The following is an 18,857-nucleotide window of genomic DNA, read 5'->3' on the forward strand; positions in this document are numbered from 1 at the left end:
ACGGAAGTAGAATAATGACAACAGATAACCGTTTCGCTCCCTGGCTGTCGTGGATCGACAGCCAGCATGAGCAGATGCTGGCGCGTACTATAGAACTGTCGGAAGTAAACTCGGGAACCCTTAATGCTGAGGGGGTGAACCGGGTTCGTAAACTGCTGCAGACGTATAGTGAAGCGCTGGGCGGTACCATGGAAGTGGTACCGGTTGAACCTTTCCGCAAGATGAATGAGCAGGGTGAACTGATCAGCTATCCGCTGGGTGATGCACTGCGCATCAGCAAGCGTCCGGAAGCTCCGCTGCAGGTATTTTTCTGCGGCCATATGGATACGGTGTTTGCCATCGATCACAGCTTCCAGTCGGTACGCTGGCTGGATGAGGAAACCATTAATGGTCCAGGCGTTGCCGATCTGAAAGGCGGCCTGCTGGTGATGCTCAAGGCTATCGAATGTCTGGAGCGCAGCCCTTACGCAGAAAGCATCGGCTGGGAAATTCTGTTCAATCCCGATGAAGAGATTGGTTCACCATCGTCTGCTGCCCTGATCGATGAAGCCGCCAAGCGTGCTGATATCGGCATGATCTACGAGCCCTGCATGCCTGACGGTAACTTTGCCGGTGAGCGCAAGGGCAGTGGTAACTTCAGTGTGGTAGCTCGTGGTGTGGCTGCCCATGCCGGCCGTGAACATCATCTTGGCCGTAATGCTCTGCGGGCACTCAGTGAATTTATCGTTGCGGTTGATGACCTCAATGGTCAGCGTGAAGGTGTCACTTTTAATCCCGGTGTTTCTCTCTGTCAGGGCGCGGTAAATGTGGTACCGGATCTGGCGACCGCGCATTTCAATATCCGTATTCAGTCCCCTGATGATCAGGGTTGGTGTTTGGAAAAGCTGGATAACATTGTTGCCGGCATTAACCAGAAAGATGGCATCTCCCTGGCGCTGCATGGCGGCTTTACCCGTCCGCCAAAGGTGATGACCGAAAGTAACCGTGCCCTTTATGAACTTGCCCGCGAGTGTGGCCATGAACTGGGTATGGAGCTGACCTGGCAAGCGACGGGTGGTTGCTGTGATGGCAACAACCTTGCAGCTGCCGGGGTTCCGAACATCGATACCCTGGGTGTGCAGGGCGGTGCTATCCACAGTAGTGATGAGTATATGAAAGTGGCCAGCCTGGTGGAGCGGGCAAGGCTGAGTGCTTTGATGCTGATGAAGATGGCGGTGAACCCACCGGTTTAACCGTCAGCAGTCGGGTACAGTCGTTGATCCTTATCCGGGATCCATGGTTGTACACGACTGCCGCAGTCTTTACCTGATTGTGAACTTAGCGAGATAACATCATGATTAGAATAAGAACGGCCAGGCAGGCCGATAAGGCGACCATTCGTGCGTTAGCCGGTAAAACCGGTCCTGGCATGACCTCCCTTCAGGATGATGATGACTATATACAGTCTCTGATTGACGACAGTGCCGAAGCGTTTTCCGGCATGGCTCCTGAGGAAGCCTATTACCTATTCATCATGGAAGATATGGCCACCGGTAAGGTGATTGGTACCTCCGCCATTGCTACCGGGATTGGCCTCGAAGAACCTTTTTATAATTACCGTCTGGGTACACTTGTCCATGCTTCGCCAGAACTGAATGTTCGCCGGCAGGTGCAGGTACTGAGCGTGACCCACGATATGACCGGCTACAGTGAGCTGTGCTCTCTGTTTCTTGATCCCGATTACCGCGGTGGTATCAACGGACATCTGTTGTCCAAGTGCCGGTTCCTGCTGGTTGCTGATTACACCGAGCGTTTTAGCCCGAGTCTGATCGCGGAAATGCGTGGCTATTCCGACAGCGATGGCAAGTCACCTTTCTGGGATGCCGTAGGCAGCCACTTCTTTGATCTGGACTTTGATCATGCTGACAGCCTCTCGGCCTTTAATAAGGTGTTTATCGCCCAGCTGATGCCGAAGTACCCGATCTATACCAATCTGCTGCCGGAATCAGCGGTAGAAGTGATCGGTATGACCCATCCTGATACCACTCCGGCCCGCCGTTTGCTGGAAAGCGAAGGCCTGCGCTTCAACAACTATGTCGATATTTTTGATGCCGGTCCGGTGATGGAAGCCCGTGTGGATCATATCCGTGCGGTACGTGAAAGTCAGGTTGGCAAGATCGCCATTGATAATGTCACCGAAGGCGACGAGATCTGGATGCTCAGTAATATGGATCTCGAGAACTTTATCTGCACGGCTTCGGCTGCGGTTGCCGTGAAAGGCGACACCATCGTGATTGGTCAGGAACTGGCTGACGCGCTGGAAGTGCATCAGGGCCAGCTGCTGCGGGCTGTACCGCTGTTTTCCGATAAGCGCACCAAGAACAAGAGTCAGGGGGAAGAAGAATGAACGGTCAACTGTTTATAGAGAACCAGTGGCTGGCGGGAACTGGTGATGCTTTTGTCTCCCTGGATCCAGCCCGCAATGAAGTTGTCTGGCAGGGTAACAGTGCCAGCGAAGAGCAGGTTAATTCCGCCGTTGAAGCGGCTCGCAAGGCATTTCCTGCCTGGGCGCGTCTGGGCGTTGAAGAGCGTATAGCGATCTGCCGTCGTTTTGGTGAAGAACTGGGCAAAGCCCGTGAGCTGATTGGTGACACCATCGCCCGGGAAACCGGCAAGCCACGTTGGGAAGCGGCGACCGAAGCGGGCGCCATGATCGGCAAGATCGAAATCTCCATCAAGGCCTATCAGGAACGTACCGGCACCAAAGAGTCGGATATGCCGGGTGCGAAAGCGGTTCTGCGTCACCGTCCTCATGGTGTGGTTGCGGTTTTTGGTCCTTATAACTTCCCGGGTCATCTCCCCAATGGCCATATCGTACCGGCCCTGATCGCCGGTAATACCGTGGTGCTGAAGCCAAGCGAGCTGACACCGATGGTCTCCGAGATTGTGGTTGGTTGCTGGGAACGTGTTGGCCTGCCTGCAGGTGTGCTCAATCTGGTTCAGGGTGAGAAGGACACCGGTATTGCTCTGTCCCGTCATCCAGGCCTTGATGGTCTGTTCTTTACCGGCAGCTCAGCGACTGGTCATATCCTGCATCAACAGTTTGCCGGCCATCCGGGCAAGATTCTTGCGCTGGAGATGGGTGGTAATAACCCGCTGGTTGTGGGTGAGGTGTCAGATCTGCGGGCTGCAGTCCATGAAACCATCCAGTCAGCCTACATTACGGCTGGCCAGCGTTGCACCTGCGCCCGTCGTCTGTATGTGCCTGTCGGTGAAACCGGTGATCAGTTTATCAGTCAGCTGGCAGAAGCCACCCGTCGTATCAAGGTGGGGCTGGATGATGGCGAAGATCAGCCGTTTATGGGCAGCATGATCTCTGTTCAGGCCGCGAAGGGCATGATTGCAGCCCAACAGCGGCTGCAGGAATTGGGTGGCAAGAGCCTGGTTGAGATGAAACATCTCGATGAGCAGACCGGTTTTGTTTCACCGGGTCTGATTGAGGTCAGCGCCATCAGTGAGCTGCCGGACGAAGAGTACTTTGGCCCGTTACTGCAGGTTGTTCGTTACCAGGACTTCGATCAGGCGATTGCTCTGGCCAATAACACCCGTTACGGACTGTCAGCCGGTCTGTTGAGTGACAGCACCGAGCAGTATCAGCAGTTTATCGAAGAGATCCGTGCCGGTATCGTCAACTGGAATAAGCAGTTGACCGGCGCCAGCAGTGCTGCACCGTTCGGTGGTATAGGTGCCAGCGGCAACCACCGTGCCAGTGCCTTCTATGCGGCAGACTACTGCTCCTATCCGATGGCAGGTATCGAAGCCACTGAACTGGCCATGCCGGAGAAACTGCTGCCAGGACTCGACCTGTAACCTGTTCTGGAGGGTTTCGGCGCTGCTGAGTGGCAGGGCGGCGTCGAACCCCTCCGACCTGATGGAAAGATTTGATGAAGGCTATCGAAGCGAATTTTGATGGGCTGGTTGGCCCTACCCATAATTACAGTGGCCTGTCGTTTGGTAATGTGGCCTCCGGCAGTAACCGTGCCCAGGCCTCAAATCCGAAGATGGCCGCATTGCAGGGGCTGGCCAAAATGAAAGCCCTGCATGATATGGGCATGACTCAAGGCGTGTTTGCACCGCAGGAGCGCCCGGATATTCATACCCTGCGTCGTCTGGGCTTTACCGGATCAGACAGTGATGTACTGACAGCAGCGGGGAAGTATTCACCCGGAATGCTGGCTTCCTGTAGCTCCGCTTCCAGCATGTGGACGGCGAATGCAGCAACGGTGTCTCCCAGTGCGGACAGCGCCGATGGCCGTGTTCATTTCACTCCGGCCAACCTGATCAATAAATTCCACCGCTCCATCGAACATAATACGACTGGACGCATTCTGGCAGCCATGTTCCCTGATGAAACACGTTTTGCTCATCATCAGGCTTTACCGGAAAGTGAATACTTTGGCGATGAAGGTGCTGCCAACCACACGCGTTTTTGCCAGGAATATGGTGACGCGGGCGTACAGTTCTTTGTTTATGGTCGTGCGGCCTTCCGGGGGGATAAACCGGCTCCGGTCAAGTATCCTGCCCGCCAGACTCTGGAAGCTTCTGAAGCCATTGCCCGCAAGCATCTTCTGACTCAAGAGCGGGTTGTCTACGCCCAGCAGAATCCGGATGTGATAGATCAGGGTGTGTTTCATAACGATGTCATCGCGGTGGGCAACCGAGAGCTGATGTTCTGCCATGAGCAGGCATTCCTGAATCAGCATGCGGTGAAAGATGAGCTGACTGCAGCCATGGGCGGCGCCTTTTCGGTGATTGAAGTGCCGACGAACCGGGTCAGTGTGCAGGATGCCGTGAAGTCGTATCTGTTTAACAGTCAGCTGCTGTCATTACCCAACGGTGAAACCCTGTTGGTGATTCCGGAAGAGTGTCAGAACAATCCGGCAGTATGGGATTATCTGAGCGAGCTGGTTGAGCAGGGCAGGGGCATTGATCGTCTGCAGGTGTTTGATCTGCGCCAGAGCATGCAGAATGGCGGTGGTCCGGCCTGCCTGCGCCTGCGGGTGGTATTAAATGATGCGGAACGCGAAGCGACGAATTCTTCTGTGCTGATGTCTGATTCGCTGTTCACCACACTCAATGGGTGGGTTGAGAAACACTACCGTGATCGCCTGTTGGTTGATGATCTGGCTGATCCGCAGCTGCTGATGGAATCTCGTACGGCACTGGATGAGTTGACCCAAATACTGAATCTTGGTTCAGTCTATCCGTTCCAACGGTAAGGAACAGTCGTTCAACCGGAAAGCCGGACGTCGCTTCACACGTTACTGTGTATGAGTGCGTCCGGCTTTTTATCAGACTTACGTTAAGAAAATCTGCTTAAGGTCATCGAGGTTCGTTAGCGTATTATCAGGCTTGCTAACGCCAGAGGGGAGGGGAATGAAACCTTCCAGCCAGTAGGCCGTCATACCACTGCGTGTCGCCCCCAGATAATCATTGGTGTAATGATCGCCGATATAACAGCAGTCTTCCGGTGCCAGACCCATTTGTTGGGCAGTATGAATAAATATGGAAGCATCTGGCTTCTTGGTTCCGAATTCATCAGAACTGATAACCACCTCAAAGTCTTGAAGAAATCCCAGAGCATTGAGAGTAGCCAGGCGACTGAAGGCCGCTCCATTGGAGATCACACCCAATCTGTAGCCCTGGTGTTTGAGTAGGGTCAGCAACTCTTTGGCTTCGGGTATGGCTACTGAGTGAAGAGGGAAGTTGTGCATCCAGTGGTTGAGAAGCACATAGAAACTGACTGGTGTTTGCCATTGCGGCAGTTGAGACAGGGCATAAGCAATGGACATCTTCTGGCTGGAATGGGTATTCGTCGGGTTGCCATAGCCATTGTTGTCTATTCCCTTGATCAAGGCTGCAATCTCTTCCTTTGAGATTGATGTCAGCTGTGCTTGAAAGTCTTCAACAAAGGCTTCGGCATACTGCTCAATACTCTTGTTTCGGTGGGTGAGGGTATTGTCCAGATCAAAAATAATGGCTTTGATCATCGTAAATTCAATCTCTTGTTATTGTTTTTAGTGGGCTAGAAGGCAGTTGTCTGGCAATCGTGCCATACAGATCTTGATAGTGTAAATATTTATACAATCATATGTTTATAATTTTATTTTGCTCACATCACTATCGAGTTCTTCTGCACATTTGTAATCAGCTAGGGAACCCGCAGGCTCCCAGCTAAAGAGAGAAAGGGGTGTTTAAAATGCGTTAGTGATCAGACCAGACAGCAAGTTCATTACCACCCGGTTCGATAAAGTGGAACCGGCGACCACCGGGAAAGCTGAAGATAGGTTTAATGATCTTACCGGAGTTATCAGTGATCTTACGCAGCGTCTGTTCCAGATCGTCACTATAGAAAATTACCAAGGCGCTGCCATGGGCGGTTAGGGAAGGGTGGGTCGATTGATAAAATCCACCGGTCATGCCCTGACTATCGAACGCAGTATATTCCGGGCCGTAATCCATAAACTGCCATTGAAAAACATCAGTAAAGAACTGTTTGGTGGCCGCCAGATCAGTAGACGGCCACTCAATATAATCGATCTTTTCGTGGGAGGGCATGAAGATACCTGCAAGTCTTATTGTTCGATATGGCTCTGCTGGCTAGCAAAGCCTTTGCGGCTATCTTAGTGCGAGACTTGCACGGTTATAAAGCGTTGATTGTCTGAACTGGGCATTTTGTAAGGGAGTTAACGATTAAGTTCAGTCCTGTTGATCTTTTATCACGAGTGTTCTGGCCAGAGTATCGTGCAGCCCTTGCTTCTTCTTATGCCAGCCAACCCGTAAAAAGCCAATGCCCATAGGAATGGCAGAGATAAAATACCCGAGATAACGTACCAAAGACTGCCCCAGACCGGGTTTGTTATAGCTACGCTCATCGACAACCTTGAGATGAAAGACCATTTTTCCCGGTGTGGCCGAAAGTCTCATCCAAAGCACAACGGTGGCAATAATGGGGAACAGATAAGAAATCAGCAGGTCAGCATAGCCGTAATAAAGCAAACCCTGTTCAAAGTAGGCATCACCATAAATGACGTACATCAGGGGTAGAGTGATAACCAGGATAATAACGGTATCGATCAGCGTTGCTGCCAGACGAATCCAAAAACCCGCGAACTCCACAGTCTTTGCTTGAGGAGGCTCAGCATTTGAACTGGTCATATCATCCATAAGTTTTCCCTGTCCTGATTCTTCGAGTAGTTTTTAAGTTATTGTTTGAGTTAAGCGTATCCAGTGCTGGGAGTTAACTCAAGAATCAGAAAGGAGACAGGTGAGAGGTGGGTTGCCAATCAATAGGACTGGCAACCCAAAGTCACATTATCTGTGATCAGGCGGTTTGTGCAGGGCGTGGTGCGCGTGAAGGGCGACGTTTTCTCTGTGCCGGACGTGCGGCAGGCTTTTCAGACGAGTTACCACGGTTTTGAGGCTGGCCACTCCGAGGTTTGTCACCGGTTTTGTTGCCCGCAGTCTTTCCACGGCGTGGAGCGTTGCCATTGGCTCCGTTGCCATTATTAGACTTTCCATTTTTAAAGCTTGGCTTACGGGAACGTTCGGTATTTTGCGGACGGGTCGAAAACTCTTCCGTATTATCCCGCGGCTGCTTTGGTTTCTTAGGCTTTTTCGGTTTAAGAGGGCGCTGCAGACGGGATTCCGGTACAGATTCCCGTGGTTCATAGCCCGGATACATCTTGCGATCCAGCAATTGCTGGGTCAGACGTTCAATATCACTCAGCAGCTTGAACTCTTCAGCGCAAACCAGAGATATTGCGGTACCTGTGGCCCCAGCGCGGCCAGTACGACCGATGCGGTGGACATAATCTTCCGCAACCTGCGGCAGGTCAAAGTTCACAACCTGCGGCAGTTGGCTGATATCCAGACCACGGGCCGCAATATCCGTTGCGACCAGCACATTAATTTCACCGGATTTAAAATCAGCCAGAGCCTTGGTACGCGCACCCTGACTCTTATTGCCGTGAATGGCCGCTGCCTTCACACCGTAGCTGTCCAGATAACGGACCAGTTTGTTGGCACCATGCTTGGTTTTGCTGAAAACAAGGACCTGTTCCCAACGGTTGCTGGTGATCAGTTTCAACAACAGGGCAGGCTTCTGCTTTTTATCGACCGGGTGAATCCACTGTTCGACGCTGCGGGCCGTGGCATTCGGTGGTGTCACTGAGATTTCGACCGGATTATTTACGATTGTCTTGGCCAGACTGCGGATCTCTTCCGAGAAGGTGGCGGAGAACATCAGGTTCTGGCGCTTTTGAGGCAGCAGACGCAGGATCTTGCGGATATCGTTGATAAAGCCCATATCCAGCATGCGGTCGGCTTCGTCCAGAACCAGCACTTCCAGCTGTTCAAAGCGGATAGCGTTCTGCTGATAGAGATCCAGTAGACGACCTGGGGTTGCGACAAGAATATCCACGCCACGGCGCAGGCGCATCATCTGCGGATTAATTTTTACGCCACCAAATACCACAGTCGAAGAGAGCTGCAGGTTCTTGCCGTACGCCTCAACACTATCCGCAACCTGAGCGGCCAGCTCACGGGTTGGAGTCAGTACCAAGGCACGAGCCTGATTGTTTTTCGGGCGTGGACCTTTGGTGAGCCTTTCCAGCAGGGGCAGGGTGAAGCTGGCGGTCTTGCCGGTGCCGGTCTGCGCCGCAGCCATCACGTCTTTACCATCAAGAACTGCCGGTATGGCCTGGGCCTGGATCGGAGAAGGCGTCGTGTAGCCTTTCTCTTCAACCGCCTTGAGAATAGGAAGGGATAAGCCCAGGGACATAAAACTCATAGACTGACCTGTGTTGAGGGGAACAACAATAAAATTAAGCGCGCAAGGCTACAGCAAACCGGACAGGGGGGATAGTGATAGATATGGCGCTGAGCTGCGTCTTATCACGTGTTGTTCGGGTGGAGGGCTGAGGATAGAGCGTGATAGCATAAGCGGGTCGCAAACATCACGACAATAAATCTGATGTCCATCGGGTCTGCAGGGCTAACCCCTACAGTACAGAGCAGACCGGTGAGATTGCCTCTGTACCATTTAACTTATGGCCTGTTAATTGAGAGCAATCCCTTGAATCCGAAAACCAATAATAATACTGACCTGAGCAACGACTCATCCATTCGACTCCCCGGCCCGGACTGGGCATCTCCCTCACTTTACTCCGGTATGCAGAGTTTTATGGGGCGGCCGTATTACCGGGACCTGTCCAACCCGGATGTTGATATTGTTGTGTCCGGCGTGCCTTATGATCTGGCCACCACCGGCCGTTCCGGTGCCCGCTTTGGGCCACAGGGTATCCGTGCTGCCACTTACAACCTGAGTTGGGAAGAGGAGCGCTGGCCTTACAACTTCAATGTTTTTGAAAAGCTGGGTGTGATTGACTGGGGTGATGTCGAGTTTACTCCCGGTGACTGCGTTCACTTTGTGGAAGCCCTGGAAAGTCACGCTGACAAGGTACTTGAAGCTGATAAGACCATGTTAACCCTGGGCGGTGATCACTATATTACCCTGCCTCTGCTGCGTGCCCATGCCCGTAAGTTTGGGCCTATGGCGCTGATTCACTTCGATGCTCATACCGATATCGACGAGCAAGGTGGTTTTTACGACCACGGCACCATGTTCCATACCGCTTTGGAAGAAGGTTTGCTGATTCCCGAGAAATCTATTCAGATCGGCATTCGCACCTGGCTGGATCGGGCGGAGCATCCGTATCATGTGATCGATGCAGCTGAGGCCAATGATATGCCGGTGGCTGAAATCAGCCAGAAGATCCGGGATGTGGTTGGTGAGACTCAGGCTTATCTGACTTTTGATATCGATTGCCTTGACCCGGCCTATGCGCCTGGAACGGGAACACCGGTTTGTGGTGGTTTAACAACGGATCGGGCCATGAAGTTGATTCGCGGTCTGAAGGGTTTGAATATTGTTGGCATGGATGTGGCAGAAGTCGCTCCAGCCTATGACCATGCGGATATCACGTCTCTGGCAGGGGCGACTCTGGCACTGGAGATGTTGTATCTGCAGGCGAATAACCGAATGAGCTGATAGCTCTCATTAGAACGGCTCGATCTCATGCCTTTTTGAGATCGAGCTTTAACTCTGAGTCATAGTGCTGGATAAAGCTGCACAATCCCGGTTTTACCGTCCTTATCTCCCACAATCCATATCTGTTCAAACGGGTGCCGGGCAGGAACGGTAATCTCGCCCTGTAATCCAGCGATATCATCACGGCTCCAGCCCGGATTTACATTGCGCAGAACCAGCCACACGCGGTTCGATGTGTAGGTCTTACCCGCTTTATTATTAAGAATTCGATTCAGGGCACTGACCAGACGCTGATGGGGATCGGTGACATGCTCCAGTAATCGCAATTCATACCGGGTCTTTTCATCCAGATGACGGCCTAACAGTTTCATCGCTTCCAATTCGGAACCATAGATATGGGCGATTTCGATATCGAGCCGTTCATCATTGAGCAGGCAGGAGACATCAGGCTTGCGCGGCTGGTTATGCCAGATATGACGTATTTTCTGGCCAGTCTGCTGTTCATACCAGCGCATAAACAGTTTGGCAGCCTCATGTTCGAGTTCGACTTTTTCTTGTTCGCTGGAATACATAGCGGTGAGTGAGTGCAGTCTCCGATAAATTTAATTATCCGGCTGGGTGGTGTTATTCCAAAAGACCTGTGTCAAACGACTTGCAGATATCTCCTGACAACCTTGCTGATTGATACCTGCCCATAAGGGAGAAAAGTCGTCACGTCCCAGAGCTTCTGCTTTTGCCCGTAAAGGTGCCAGCGCCACCGAAGCGTAAGGGAAGGAGGTCACATGCTCATTGATATATTGAAGATCTTGCATCAGTCGGTTGCTGATACCACGGGCAAGTCGTCCACTAAACAGATTGGTCAGTGCTGTAGGTGAAGCACCATCTTTCAGTCTTTGGCGGTGTAGAATTGAGGTTTTGGCTTCATCACACAGTAGGTAAGAGGTGCCAATCTGCACAGCCTCGGCACCAAGCTTCATCAGATCAAATACATCTTGATGACTGGCAATACCACCAGCCGCAATGATGGGAACAGATAACGCACTACTGAGCTCGGTTACCAGTTCTGCGGTTGTACGCTGGGTATTGGGATCATCCGTTAGAAACATAGCCCGATGTCCACCTGCTTCCGAACCTTGGGCTATCACCATATCGGCTCCGTTTTCCTGCAACCACAGACCTTCTTCAACAGTTGTGGCCGATGACAGGATAACGGTTCCCCAGGATTTGATTCTCTGAACCAGTTCGGGTGAGGGCAGGCCAAAGTGGAAACTCATAATTGGTGGGCGATAGGATTCCAATACGTCAGCGATGGTTTGATCAAAAGGACGTCGTAAGCCGTTTATGTTGTCAGAGGGTTCAATCCCCAGCTCCTGATAGTAGGGAGCGAGCAACTGTTGCCAATCAGTCAGTTCATCGTTGCTGATTTCTGGCATGGTATGACAGAAAAAGTTGAGGTTATAAGGCTTATCTGAATGTTCACGGAACTGCTTAATTTCATTAGTGATTTGTTCCGGAGACAACATGCCGCAGGGAATAGAACCCAGACCTCCGGCCTCACTGACCGCAAGCGCCAATTCCCAGTTTTGAACACCTGCCATAGGTGCCTGGATAACGGGCTTCTCAATACCGAGGGTGAGGCAGAGCGACATAACGGTGTCCTTTATTATTTTTAACAGCGCAACTTAAGGCACAAAAAAGGTCTCATAGCGAGACCTTATAAATATTGCGGGTATGCCTCAAGACAAACCGATGAATAGCCGTTATTTCTACTGCAAATCCTTTAACGCTTTCTTCACCGAGCGTGCGGCTGGGCCATCCAGCCAGCGGCGCCATATCGGCCCGTGATTTTTAAGAAAATATTCCATGGCCGCCTCGCCATCAGCTTGGTTTTCTTCCATCCAGGCGAGGATTTCATTCATCTGTGCATCGCTCCAGCCCCTCCGGGCAAAATACTTGACCGAGCGTGGCAAAGTACGGGCAAAGTGAGTGGTGATAACGGTTTTAATTTCCGGGGATGGGTACATGGTGACTTTGGTGTCAGTACACTCAGGCTGTGAAGTGCAGCGTTTGAACTCTTGTTTATCGATGCCCGATTCAAAATCCACCAGACGCATTTTATATTGACCCAATACAGCGGTTGGCGACCAGTAATAACCGAACCAGGGCTGTTGTTTTTCATAGGCCTGCTGGAGAGAACTCATTAACTCAGCGCCACTGGCAGCAGTCACAAATTCAAAGTTAGCGTCCTCCAGTTTCAGGGCTTTGAATAGATTTTTGGATGAGATATGACAGTTCCAGCCCTCAGGACAACCATAAAACGGCGCTTTAGCACCATTTGAGCTAAACAGGGCAGCGTGTTTGATAACACCACTAATCGTTGCGAGTTCGGGTTGTTGCTTGACCATATATTCCGGTACCCAGAACCCTTCTATGGCTCCATCGGAAAACGGTTCACCGGCGTAAAGCAGTTGATTATTGACCACCGCCTGATCGAAGGCCTCACTCATGGCATGAATCCACAACTCTGGAACCACATCAGGTTTTCCCTCATTGAGCAGTTCTTTTCCTGTTGCCTGAGTATTACCAGGAACCAATGAGGCAGGGCAGCCAAAGCCATGTTCAAGAATAAATTGATCAACATGGGCAATGAAGCTGGCCGAGTTCCAGTTCATATCAGCAATGGTGAAATTTTCGCACTCTCGGTCGGAGCCCCAGGATAAGGGTGAGCCGAGAATGAAAATTAAGGACAGAATAAACGTTTTCATAAAAGCATCCCTGCTTCTGTCATGTTCATATCAGTAATTATAGGTTGGAGACTGGTACCACTATTTTGAAAACCAGGGTTTAAACCAGGCCTCAACCCGAATATTTCTCATATCATCCTGCTTTGTCCGTCCTGGAGAGAGCAGATGCCGACTTCCTAATCCACGCACCAGAATTCGACTTCGGCTGATACCGGCTTTTACCAGCGCGGCACTGACCTGTTTAGCCTTAACCGCTGAGAACTCCCGGGAACGGTTTCCTTCTGACAGACCATAAAAGCCAATCAGCAGAAGGGAGCCGTTATTGTTTTCCATAAACTCGACAATCTTCTCGATGCTTTGCAGGCCAAAGTTATCAATCACCTTACCGCTGGGGGAGAAGCGGATATTGGTGCTTAGTCGTTGATAGCCAACGGTGGCGCGCTTATAGCGTGTGGAGAGACCTTCGTAACTCACAGGGATTGTGTTGATTGTGGCCGGAATGAAGCCTGCATCTGTGACAAGCTTGCTGTGGTCCGAGGACTTAATAAATTGATAAAAGCGCCGGGCCTCTTCATTACTCGTGTCCGCTGGCATATAGAAATACAAACGGTTGGAGAGTGGGTAGTCTTCGGTCAGGATGCTGGCCTGGTCGGGCTTTATCTGCCGGTCCTTGGTGATGGATAACGCAAGTACCTTATTCCGTGGATTATTACTAAATCCTACAAACCCAACAGCGCCTTTATTGTTGGCGACGGCTTTAGAAAGTTCATCGTTGGAGGTAAATGACTTGTGTTGATAATAGATCGGGTTTCCTGAACCCATGACGACATTCTCAAAAACTGTCCGGGTCCCTGACTTCTTGTCACGCGCCATAATGGTTACGGTTTGGTTGCTCCCTTCCAGTCGCGTCCAGTTGCCATAGAGTCCTTTAAACAGCTTGGCGGTATCCGATAGTGTCAGAGCATTAAGCGGATTCGTGTTGTTAACAATTATATTGACGGCATTGAGGGCGATCACATGTTCGGATTCAGGCGCTGAGAGATCGCCATAATTGGCTAACGCAGCAACCTCCTGCTCCCGTATTTTTCGTGAAGAAGCCACAATTTGTGCCTCATTGTTATTGAGAGCATCAAAACCGGTACTGGAACCTTTTGAAACGATTCTGATGGATGTGGTGGGTGATGAGGACAGGCAGGTAACCAGGGTTTCATAGTTTGTGCTTTGCTGGGATATTTCGACCTGCTGGCAGCCCTGATCCTGTAAGTAGGCTTCAACCAGTACAGGAGCCAACCGGGCACCAACAGTGTTGGAGCCATGGATTTCAAAGAGATGGGGCGCCCCCCCAAAAGCTGGGAAGGCCCATAAGTGGAGCGAAAATAAGCCTATTAAGCCGAATAATCCTTTTTTCATCAGTGAATCCATTCTTTCAGCTCAACCGGTTAAATATAGACGATCATCTGATTTCTTCCCAAAAGCACAGAATGGGTCAGCCTGTGTCTGTATTTCTGACCAGAGTGTCAGTCCACGTTCTTCGTTCGCAGGAACATTCTCCTAAACGGGGATTCCATAAGTTCCATGCGTTTATAACAGGACTTGGAAACAGGCTGCAGGAGGTAATTGTGGAGAGTATGCAGATATCGACATCAGGGAATAATCCTACCTCCCTTTCTGCTCCAGAGACCGCCCAATCACGACCGCAACAAGCTCCGTTTCAAGGGTTTTCGGTAGAAACACTTGAACATATAGCCAGTTTTCTTCCCATTCGTGGACTTATGGCTTTCTCACGGGTCAGCCGTAGCTGTTATCAGATTGCCAGCTGGCACATCAGTTCCGGGCGGGCTTTTGCCAAAACCTGTGCAGGGCAGTTGCCGGTCTGTTATCAACCGGAGTATTTTTCCTACGCCATCAAGCCTTGGCTGCAGGTGGTTCAATCAGATTCAGATGAGGTTGACGATCTGGAATCCTGTAAAGCCCTGCCTGATTTTCCCGAACGGGTGAACCTCTCCATCGCCAAAACACTGGGAAGGCTGCCAGAGCTGAGGTTGTATCGGATATTCTGCCGAAAACATTCCGCATATCAGGAGAATAGTTACCCTCAGTTATCTGCTGACGGAACACACTTTGCCATTAGCGATGATCATATTTTTGTGCAAACGGAGTTGTTTCGTATTGCGGGCATCCATCCACCAGTACACGTGAAGGATCTGAATCTTGCTCCCATACTAGGCAAAAGCTATTTCTCAGAGGACAGCTGTTTTTTTGTGGCTGAAACTATTGAGCAGGGTGTGTTTATCTCCCGCAGAGATCAGCAAGGGCGATGGTCTGCCTATAAAAGACCCAATCCCAAGAAGGTGGCCAACGCCAGGGAATCAGCCATAAATCCAATTACCCCTGTGAAAGCCAGCAGTATCACCAAGGTTCTATCTCCTGAAGGGTGCCCAGGGTATATTCGCGAGGTGTTCAGCCCGGACTGGTTACATGTGGTCACAGTGAACAGAGCCTGTATGGAAATGTTTTCTCAGATGGAATCGAAAAAATGGGCGCGAAGCTCCCCATTGATTTCTGTGCTTCATGAAGAGTCACCCCCTACGCCTATTCAGGTCACATTTAGCCCCGACAGCTACCACTGTGTGTTTAAGCCGGGTTTAGGGCCACCTGCACAATTACTCACTACAAAATGTGCGCTGGTGTATACCTTCAATCGGCATAGTTGTTTTTGGCACCAAACGGGAGTCATTCGTTGTGACAAGACCATACGCCATATCAGTTTCAGCCCTAACTCTGTCCTGTTAGGTGTCGCAGCCAATGATAAAACCCTGCGGATCTATGGCCGCACCTGCTATGGCATCTGGATGCAGAAAGGAATCTATCGTTTTTGTCATGCTGTTGATCACGTTTCATTCACCAAAGATAATTTTCATGTCATCGTGACCACAGGCAGCATCATGCACTACCTGACTATCGGAAAGATGGGAAATAACAGGGCAGAGCAGCAACTCGGCAGGGCTAAGCATAAACAGAAGACTGAGCAGACGTTAAGGTTACAGCCGCCTTCCAAAAGATATCATCTTCGTGTGCCTGCCGCTTGATCGAGCCGCTAACAATAGACCGGGAATAAAAAAGACCGGAAACCCTTGAGGGCTTCCGGTCTTTTGGCGCTTAGTTAAAAAGCGAAGCGTTAGCTGGCTTTGGCAATAATCGCGTCAGCCGCCTTCTGGTAGCTGGCAACCTTGTCAAAGTTCAGGTAGCGATAGATTTCACCGGACATGCTGTCGAGGTTCTGAGCATAAGCCATGTACTCGTCCGCAGTCGGGATACGGCCAATGATCGCACCTACTGCTGCCAGTTCGGCAGAGCAGAGGTAAACATTGGCGCCGTCACCCAGACGGTTCGGGAAGTTACGGGTGGAAGTGGACAGTACAGTCGCACCGGCGTTCACTCGTGCCTGGTTACCCATGCACAGGGAGCAGCCCGGAACTTCGGTACGGACACCGGCCTTGCCGTAAATGTTGTAGTAGCCTTCCTCCATCAACTGGTCTTTGTCCATCTTGGTCGGAGGACTCATCCAGAAGCGGGTCTGCAGCGGCTCTTTGTTCTGCTCCAGCAGCTTACCAGCGGCACGGAAGTGACCGATGTTGGTCATGCAGGAACCCAGGAAGACTTCATCAACCTTGTCGCCGGCAACATCAGACAGAGTACGGGCATCGTCAGGATCGTTTGGCGCACACAGGATAGGCTCCTTGATATCGGCCAGATCGATCTCGATGATTTCCGCGTACTCGGCGTCAGCGTCAGCACGCATCAGCTCAGGGTTGGCCAGCCACTCTTCCATCTTCTGAGCACGACGCTCCAGAGTACGAGGGTCGCCGTAACCTTCGCTGATCATCCAGCGCAGCATGGTGATGTTGGAGCGCAGGTACTCAGCCACAGACTCTTCGGACAGCGTGATGGTACAACCGGCAGCGGAACGCTCGGCAGAAGCATCGGACAGCTCGAATGCCTGCTCAACGGTCAGGGATTCCAGACCTTCGATTTCCAGTACGCGACCGGAGAAGGCGTTCTTCTTACCGGCTTTCTCAACGGTCAGCAGACCTTGCTTGATACCGTACAAAGGAATGGCGTGTACCAGATCACGCAGGGTGATACCCGGCTGCATTTCGCCTTTGAAGCGCACAAGAATGGACTCTGGCATATCCAGCGGCATAACACCGGTAGCCGCAGCAAAAGCAACCAGACCGGAACCGGCCGGGAAGGAGATGCCCATTGGGAAACGGGTGTGGGAGTCACCACCGGTACCCACGGTATCTGGCAGCAGCATACGGTTCAGCCAGCTGTGGATGATACCGTCGCCCGGACGCAGGGCAACACCACCACGGTTCATGATGAAGTCTGGCAGGGTGTGCTGCATTTCAACGTCAACAGGCTTTGGATAAGCCGCGGTGTGACAGAAAGACTGCATAACCAGATCGGAAGAGAAGCCCAGGCAAGCCAGGTCTTTCAGTTCGTCACGGGTCATTGGGCCAGTAGTGTCCTGGGAACCAACAGTGGTCATCTTAGGCTCGCAGTACTGACCGGCACGTACGCCTTCAACACCACAGGCCTTGCCGACCATCTTCTGAGCCAGGGTAAAGCCCTTGCCGGAATCGTTCGGAGCAACCGGACGACGGAACACATCAGAAGCGCCCAGCCCCAGAGCTTCGCGAGCCTTGTCAGTCAGACCACGACCGATAATCAGATTAATACGGCCACCGGCCTGGACTTCATCCAGAATCACGTCGGACTTGTAGGAAAACTCGGAGATGGTTTCGCCGGCTTCGTTCAGTACCTTGCCTTCATAAGGACGGATATCAATCACGTCACCCATGTTCATCTTGTCAACCGGGGCTTCAAAAACCAGCGCGCCAGCATCTTCCATGGTGTTGAAGAAGATAGGAGCCACCTTACCGCCGATGCAGACACCACCGCCGCGCTTGTTAGGCACGCCCGGCATATCATCACCGAAGAACCACAGTACAGAGTTAGTCGCAGACTTACGGGAAGAACCGGTGCCAACCACGTCCCCAACAAACGCAACCGGCAGGCCTTTCGCCTTGATCTCTTCGATCTGAGCCATAGGGCCGGTAACACCGTGCTCTTCCGGGGTCAGACCGTCACGGGTCATCTTGTAGGCCGCGCGGGCATGCAGAGGGATATCGGGACGGGACCAGGCATCCGGCGCCGGAGACAGATCGTCGGTGTTGGTTTCACCGGTGACCTTGAATACGGTCATCTTGATGCTGTCAGCCACTTTAGGACGCTGAGTAAACCACTCTGCGTCTGCCCAGCTTTGCAGCACGGCTTTGGCATTGGCATTACCGGCCTTGGCTTTCTCTTCCACATCGTGGAAAGCATCAAACATCAGCAGGGTGCTTTTCAGCTCGGTTGCTGCCAGTTCTGCCAGATTGGCATCATCCAGCAGTTCAACCAGAGTGGTAATGTTGTAACCACCGTGCATATTGCCAAGCAGGGCAACGGCTTTCTCTTTGGTCAGCAGTGGAGAGCTGGCTTCACCGGCGACGATTGCGGACAGGAAACCGGCTTTTACGTAAGCCGCTTCGTCAACACCAGGAGGAATACGGTTTTCCAGCAGATCGAGCAGGAACTCTTCTTCACCTGCAGGAGGGTTTTTAAGCAGCTCAACCAGGTCGGTCACCTGATCGGCGTTCAGAGGTTTTGGCGGGACACCTTCCGCTGCACGCTCTTCGACGTGTTTACGATATGCTTCTAGCATTCAATTACCCTCATCAAAGGATCTGCCTGACAGTGTTGTCCGGCCAAATTGCCTGGCTCGTGCGGGTAGCGTATTCATGCCTGTATGTAATGCATGAACAGGAGCGCGACAGACTCCGTGCCTGATAGGGCCTTCCATGGGTTGCTTGTTGGCATGCCAGGGAGAAGCACGCAGTCGTAGAAAAGTGAGTCTGTCCGGCAATCCAGCCCGTGGCAGAGCCGCGTTACTGAATTCGTTTTGTTGTCGGCGGCGT

Annotated in this window: 15 protein-coding genes; 6 read left to right on the plus strand and 9 right to left on the minus strand. The window is 51.8% G+C overall.

All coding sequences use genetic code 11. The features are described from left to right. The first annotated feature begins 14 nt into the window (after nt 1-14). The 4 genes from EHSB41UT_RS12620 to astB all read left to right on the plus strand — a co-directional run bounded on the left by EHSB41UT_RS12620 (nt 15) and on the right by astB (nt 5,258). Nucleotides 15-1,232 (plus strand): hydrolase, encoded by a 1,218-nt coding sequence (locus tag EHSB41UT_RS12620; protein WP_087110342.1) that lies wholly within the window; start codon nt 15-17, stop codon nt 1,230-1,232. Between the two features lie 101 nt (nt 1,233-1,333). Next, entirely contained in the window at nt 1,334-2,386 is a 1,053-nt protein-coding gene (gene astA / locus EHSB41UT_RS12625; protein WP_087110344.1) for an arginine N-succinyltransferase, read from the plus strand. Next, complete coding sequence (gene astD / locus EHSB41UT_RS12630; RefSeq protein WP_087110346.1) at nt 2,383-3,849, plus strand: succinylglutamate-semialdehyde dehydrogenase; 1,467 nt, start codon at nt 2,383-2,385, stop codon at nt 3,847-3,849. The genes astA and astD overlap by 4 nt, the downstream gene beginning before the upstream one ends. A 74-nt stretch (nt 3,850-3,923) precedes the next feature. Then, entirely contained in the window at nt 3,924-5,258 is a 1,335-nt protein-coding gene (astB, locus tag EHSB41UT_RS12635) for an N-succinylarginine dihydrolase (RefSeq protein WP_087110348.1), read from the plus strand. Nucleotides 5,259-5,336: 78 nt separating this feature from the next. On the opposite strand, the gene EHSB41UT_RS12640 is transcribed toward astB, so the two are convergent. The 4 genes from EHSB41UT_RS12640 to EHSB41UT_RS12655 all read right to left on the minus strand — a co-directional run bounded on the left by EHSB41UT_RS12640 (nt 5,337) and on the right by EHSB41UT_RS12655 (nt 8,830). Beyond that, the gene (locus tag EHSB41UT_RS12640; RefSeq protein WP_087110350.1) at nt 5,337-6,029 is read right to left on the minus strand and encodes an HAD family hydrolase; all 693 of its coding nucleotides are present in this window, start codon (nt 6,027-6,029) and stop codon (nt 5,337-5,339) included. 214 nt (nt 6,030-6,243) lie between these two features. Further along, a complete protein-coding gene (locus EHSB41UT_RS12645) occupies nt 6,244-6,597 on the minus strand; it encodes a VOC family protein (protein WP_087110352.1) in 354 nt (117 codons plus the stop codon). A gap of 141 nt (nt 6,598-6,738) precedes the next feature. After that, complete coding sequence (locus EHSB41UT_RS12650; protein ID WP_207626632.1) at nt 6,739-7,206, minus strand: RDD family protein; 468 nt, start codon at nt 7,204-7,206, stop codon at nt 6,739-6,741. A 157-nt stretch (nt 7,207-7,363) separates the two neighbouring features. Continuing rightward, complete coding sequence (locus tag EHSB41UT_RS12655; protein ID WP_087110354.1) at nt 7,364-8,830, minus strand: DEAD/DEAH box helicase; 1,467 nt, start codon at nt 8,828-8,830, stop codon at nt 7,364-7,366. Nucleotides 8,831-9,115: 285 nt separating this feature from the next. Between EHSB41UT_RS12655 and speB the strand changes: the two genes are divergently transcribed. After that, nucleotides 9,116-10,090 carry an agmatinase gene (gene speB / locus EHSB41UT_RS12660; RefSeq protein ID WP_242667301.1) on the plus strand — a complete coding sequence of 325 codons (975 nt, stop codon included), beginning with the start codon at nt 9,116-9,118 and terminating at the stop codon, nt 10,088-10,090. 59 nt (nt 10,091-10,149) lie between these two features. On the opposite strand, the gene EHSB41UT_RS12665 is transcribed toward speB, so the two are convergent. From EHSB41UT_RS12665 to EHSB41UT_RS12680, 4 genes are all read right to left on the minus strand, one after another. Next, on the minus strand, nt 10,150-10,662 hold the full coding sequence (locus tag EHSB41UT_RS12665) for a hypothetical protein (protein ID WP_087110358.1): 513 nt from the start codon (nt 10,660-10,662) through the stop codon (nt 10,150-10,152). 30 nt (nt 10,663-10,692) lie between these two features. Beyond that, a complete protein-coding gene (locus tag EHSB41UT_RS12670) occupies nt 10,693-11,739 on the minus strand; it encodes an NAD(P)H-dependent flavin oxidoreductase (RefSeq protein WP_087110360.1) in 1,047 nt (348 codons plus the stop codon). A gap of 117 nt (nt 11,740-11,856) precedes the next feature. After that, complete coding sequence (locus EHSB41UT_RS12675; RefSeq protein WP_087110362.1) at nt 11,857-12,855, minus strand: glycine betaine ABC transporter substrate-binding protein; 999 nt, start codon at nt 12,853-12,855, stop codon at nt 11,857-11,859. A 60-nt stretch (nt 12,856-12,915) separates the two neighbouring features. Next, nucleotides 12,916-14,244: a substrate-binding domain-containing protein gene (locus EHSB41UT_RS12680; RefSeq protein WP_165767253.1), complete on the minus strand. Its 1,329-nt coding sequence runs from the start codon at nt 14,242-14,244 to the stop codon at nt 12,916-12,918. A gap of 83 nt (nt 14,245-14,327) precedes the next feature. On the opposite strand from EHSB41UT_RS12680, the gene EHSB41UT_RS12685 reads away from it, so the two are divergent. After that, nucleotides 14,328-15,923 (plus strand): F-box protein, encoded by a 1,596-nt coding sequence (locus EHSB41UT_RS12685; protein WP_133060499.1) that lies wholly within the window; start codon nt 14,328-14,330, stop codon nt 15,921-15,923. 89 nt (nt 15,924-16,012) lie between these two features. Here the strand turns inward: EHSB41UT_RS12685 and acnB are convergent, their stop codons facing one another. Continuing rightward, nucleotides 16,013-18,604, minus strand: a complete 2,592-nt coding sequence (gene acnB, locus EHSB41UT_RS12690; protein ID WP_087110368.1) for a bifunctional aconitate hydratase 2/2-methylisocitrate dehydratase — start codon at nt 18,602-18,604, stop codon at nt 16,013-16,015. Nucleotides 18,605-18,857: the final 253 nt, after the last annotated feature.

The organism is Parendozoicomonas haliclonae, from assembly GCF_900174585.1.
GTDB classification, from domain to species: Bacteria; Pseudomonadota; Gammaproteobacteria; order Pseudomonadales; family Endozoicomonadaceae; genus Sansalvadorimonas; species Sansalvadorimonas haliclonae.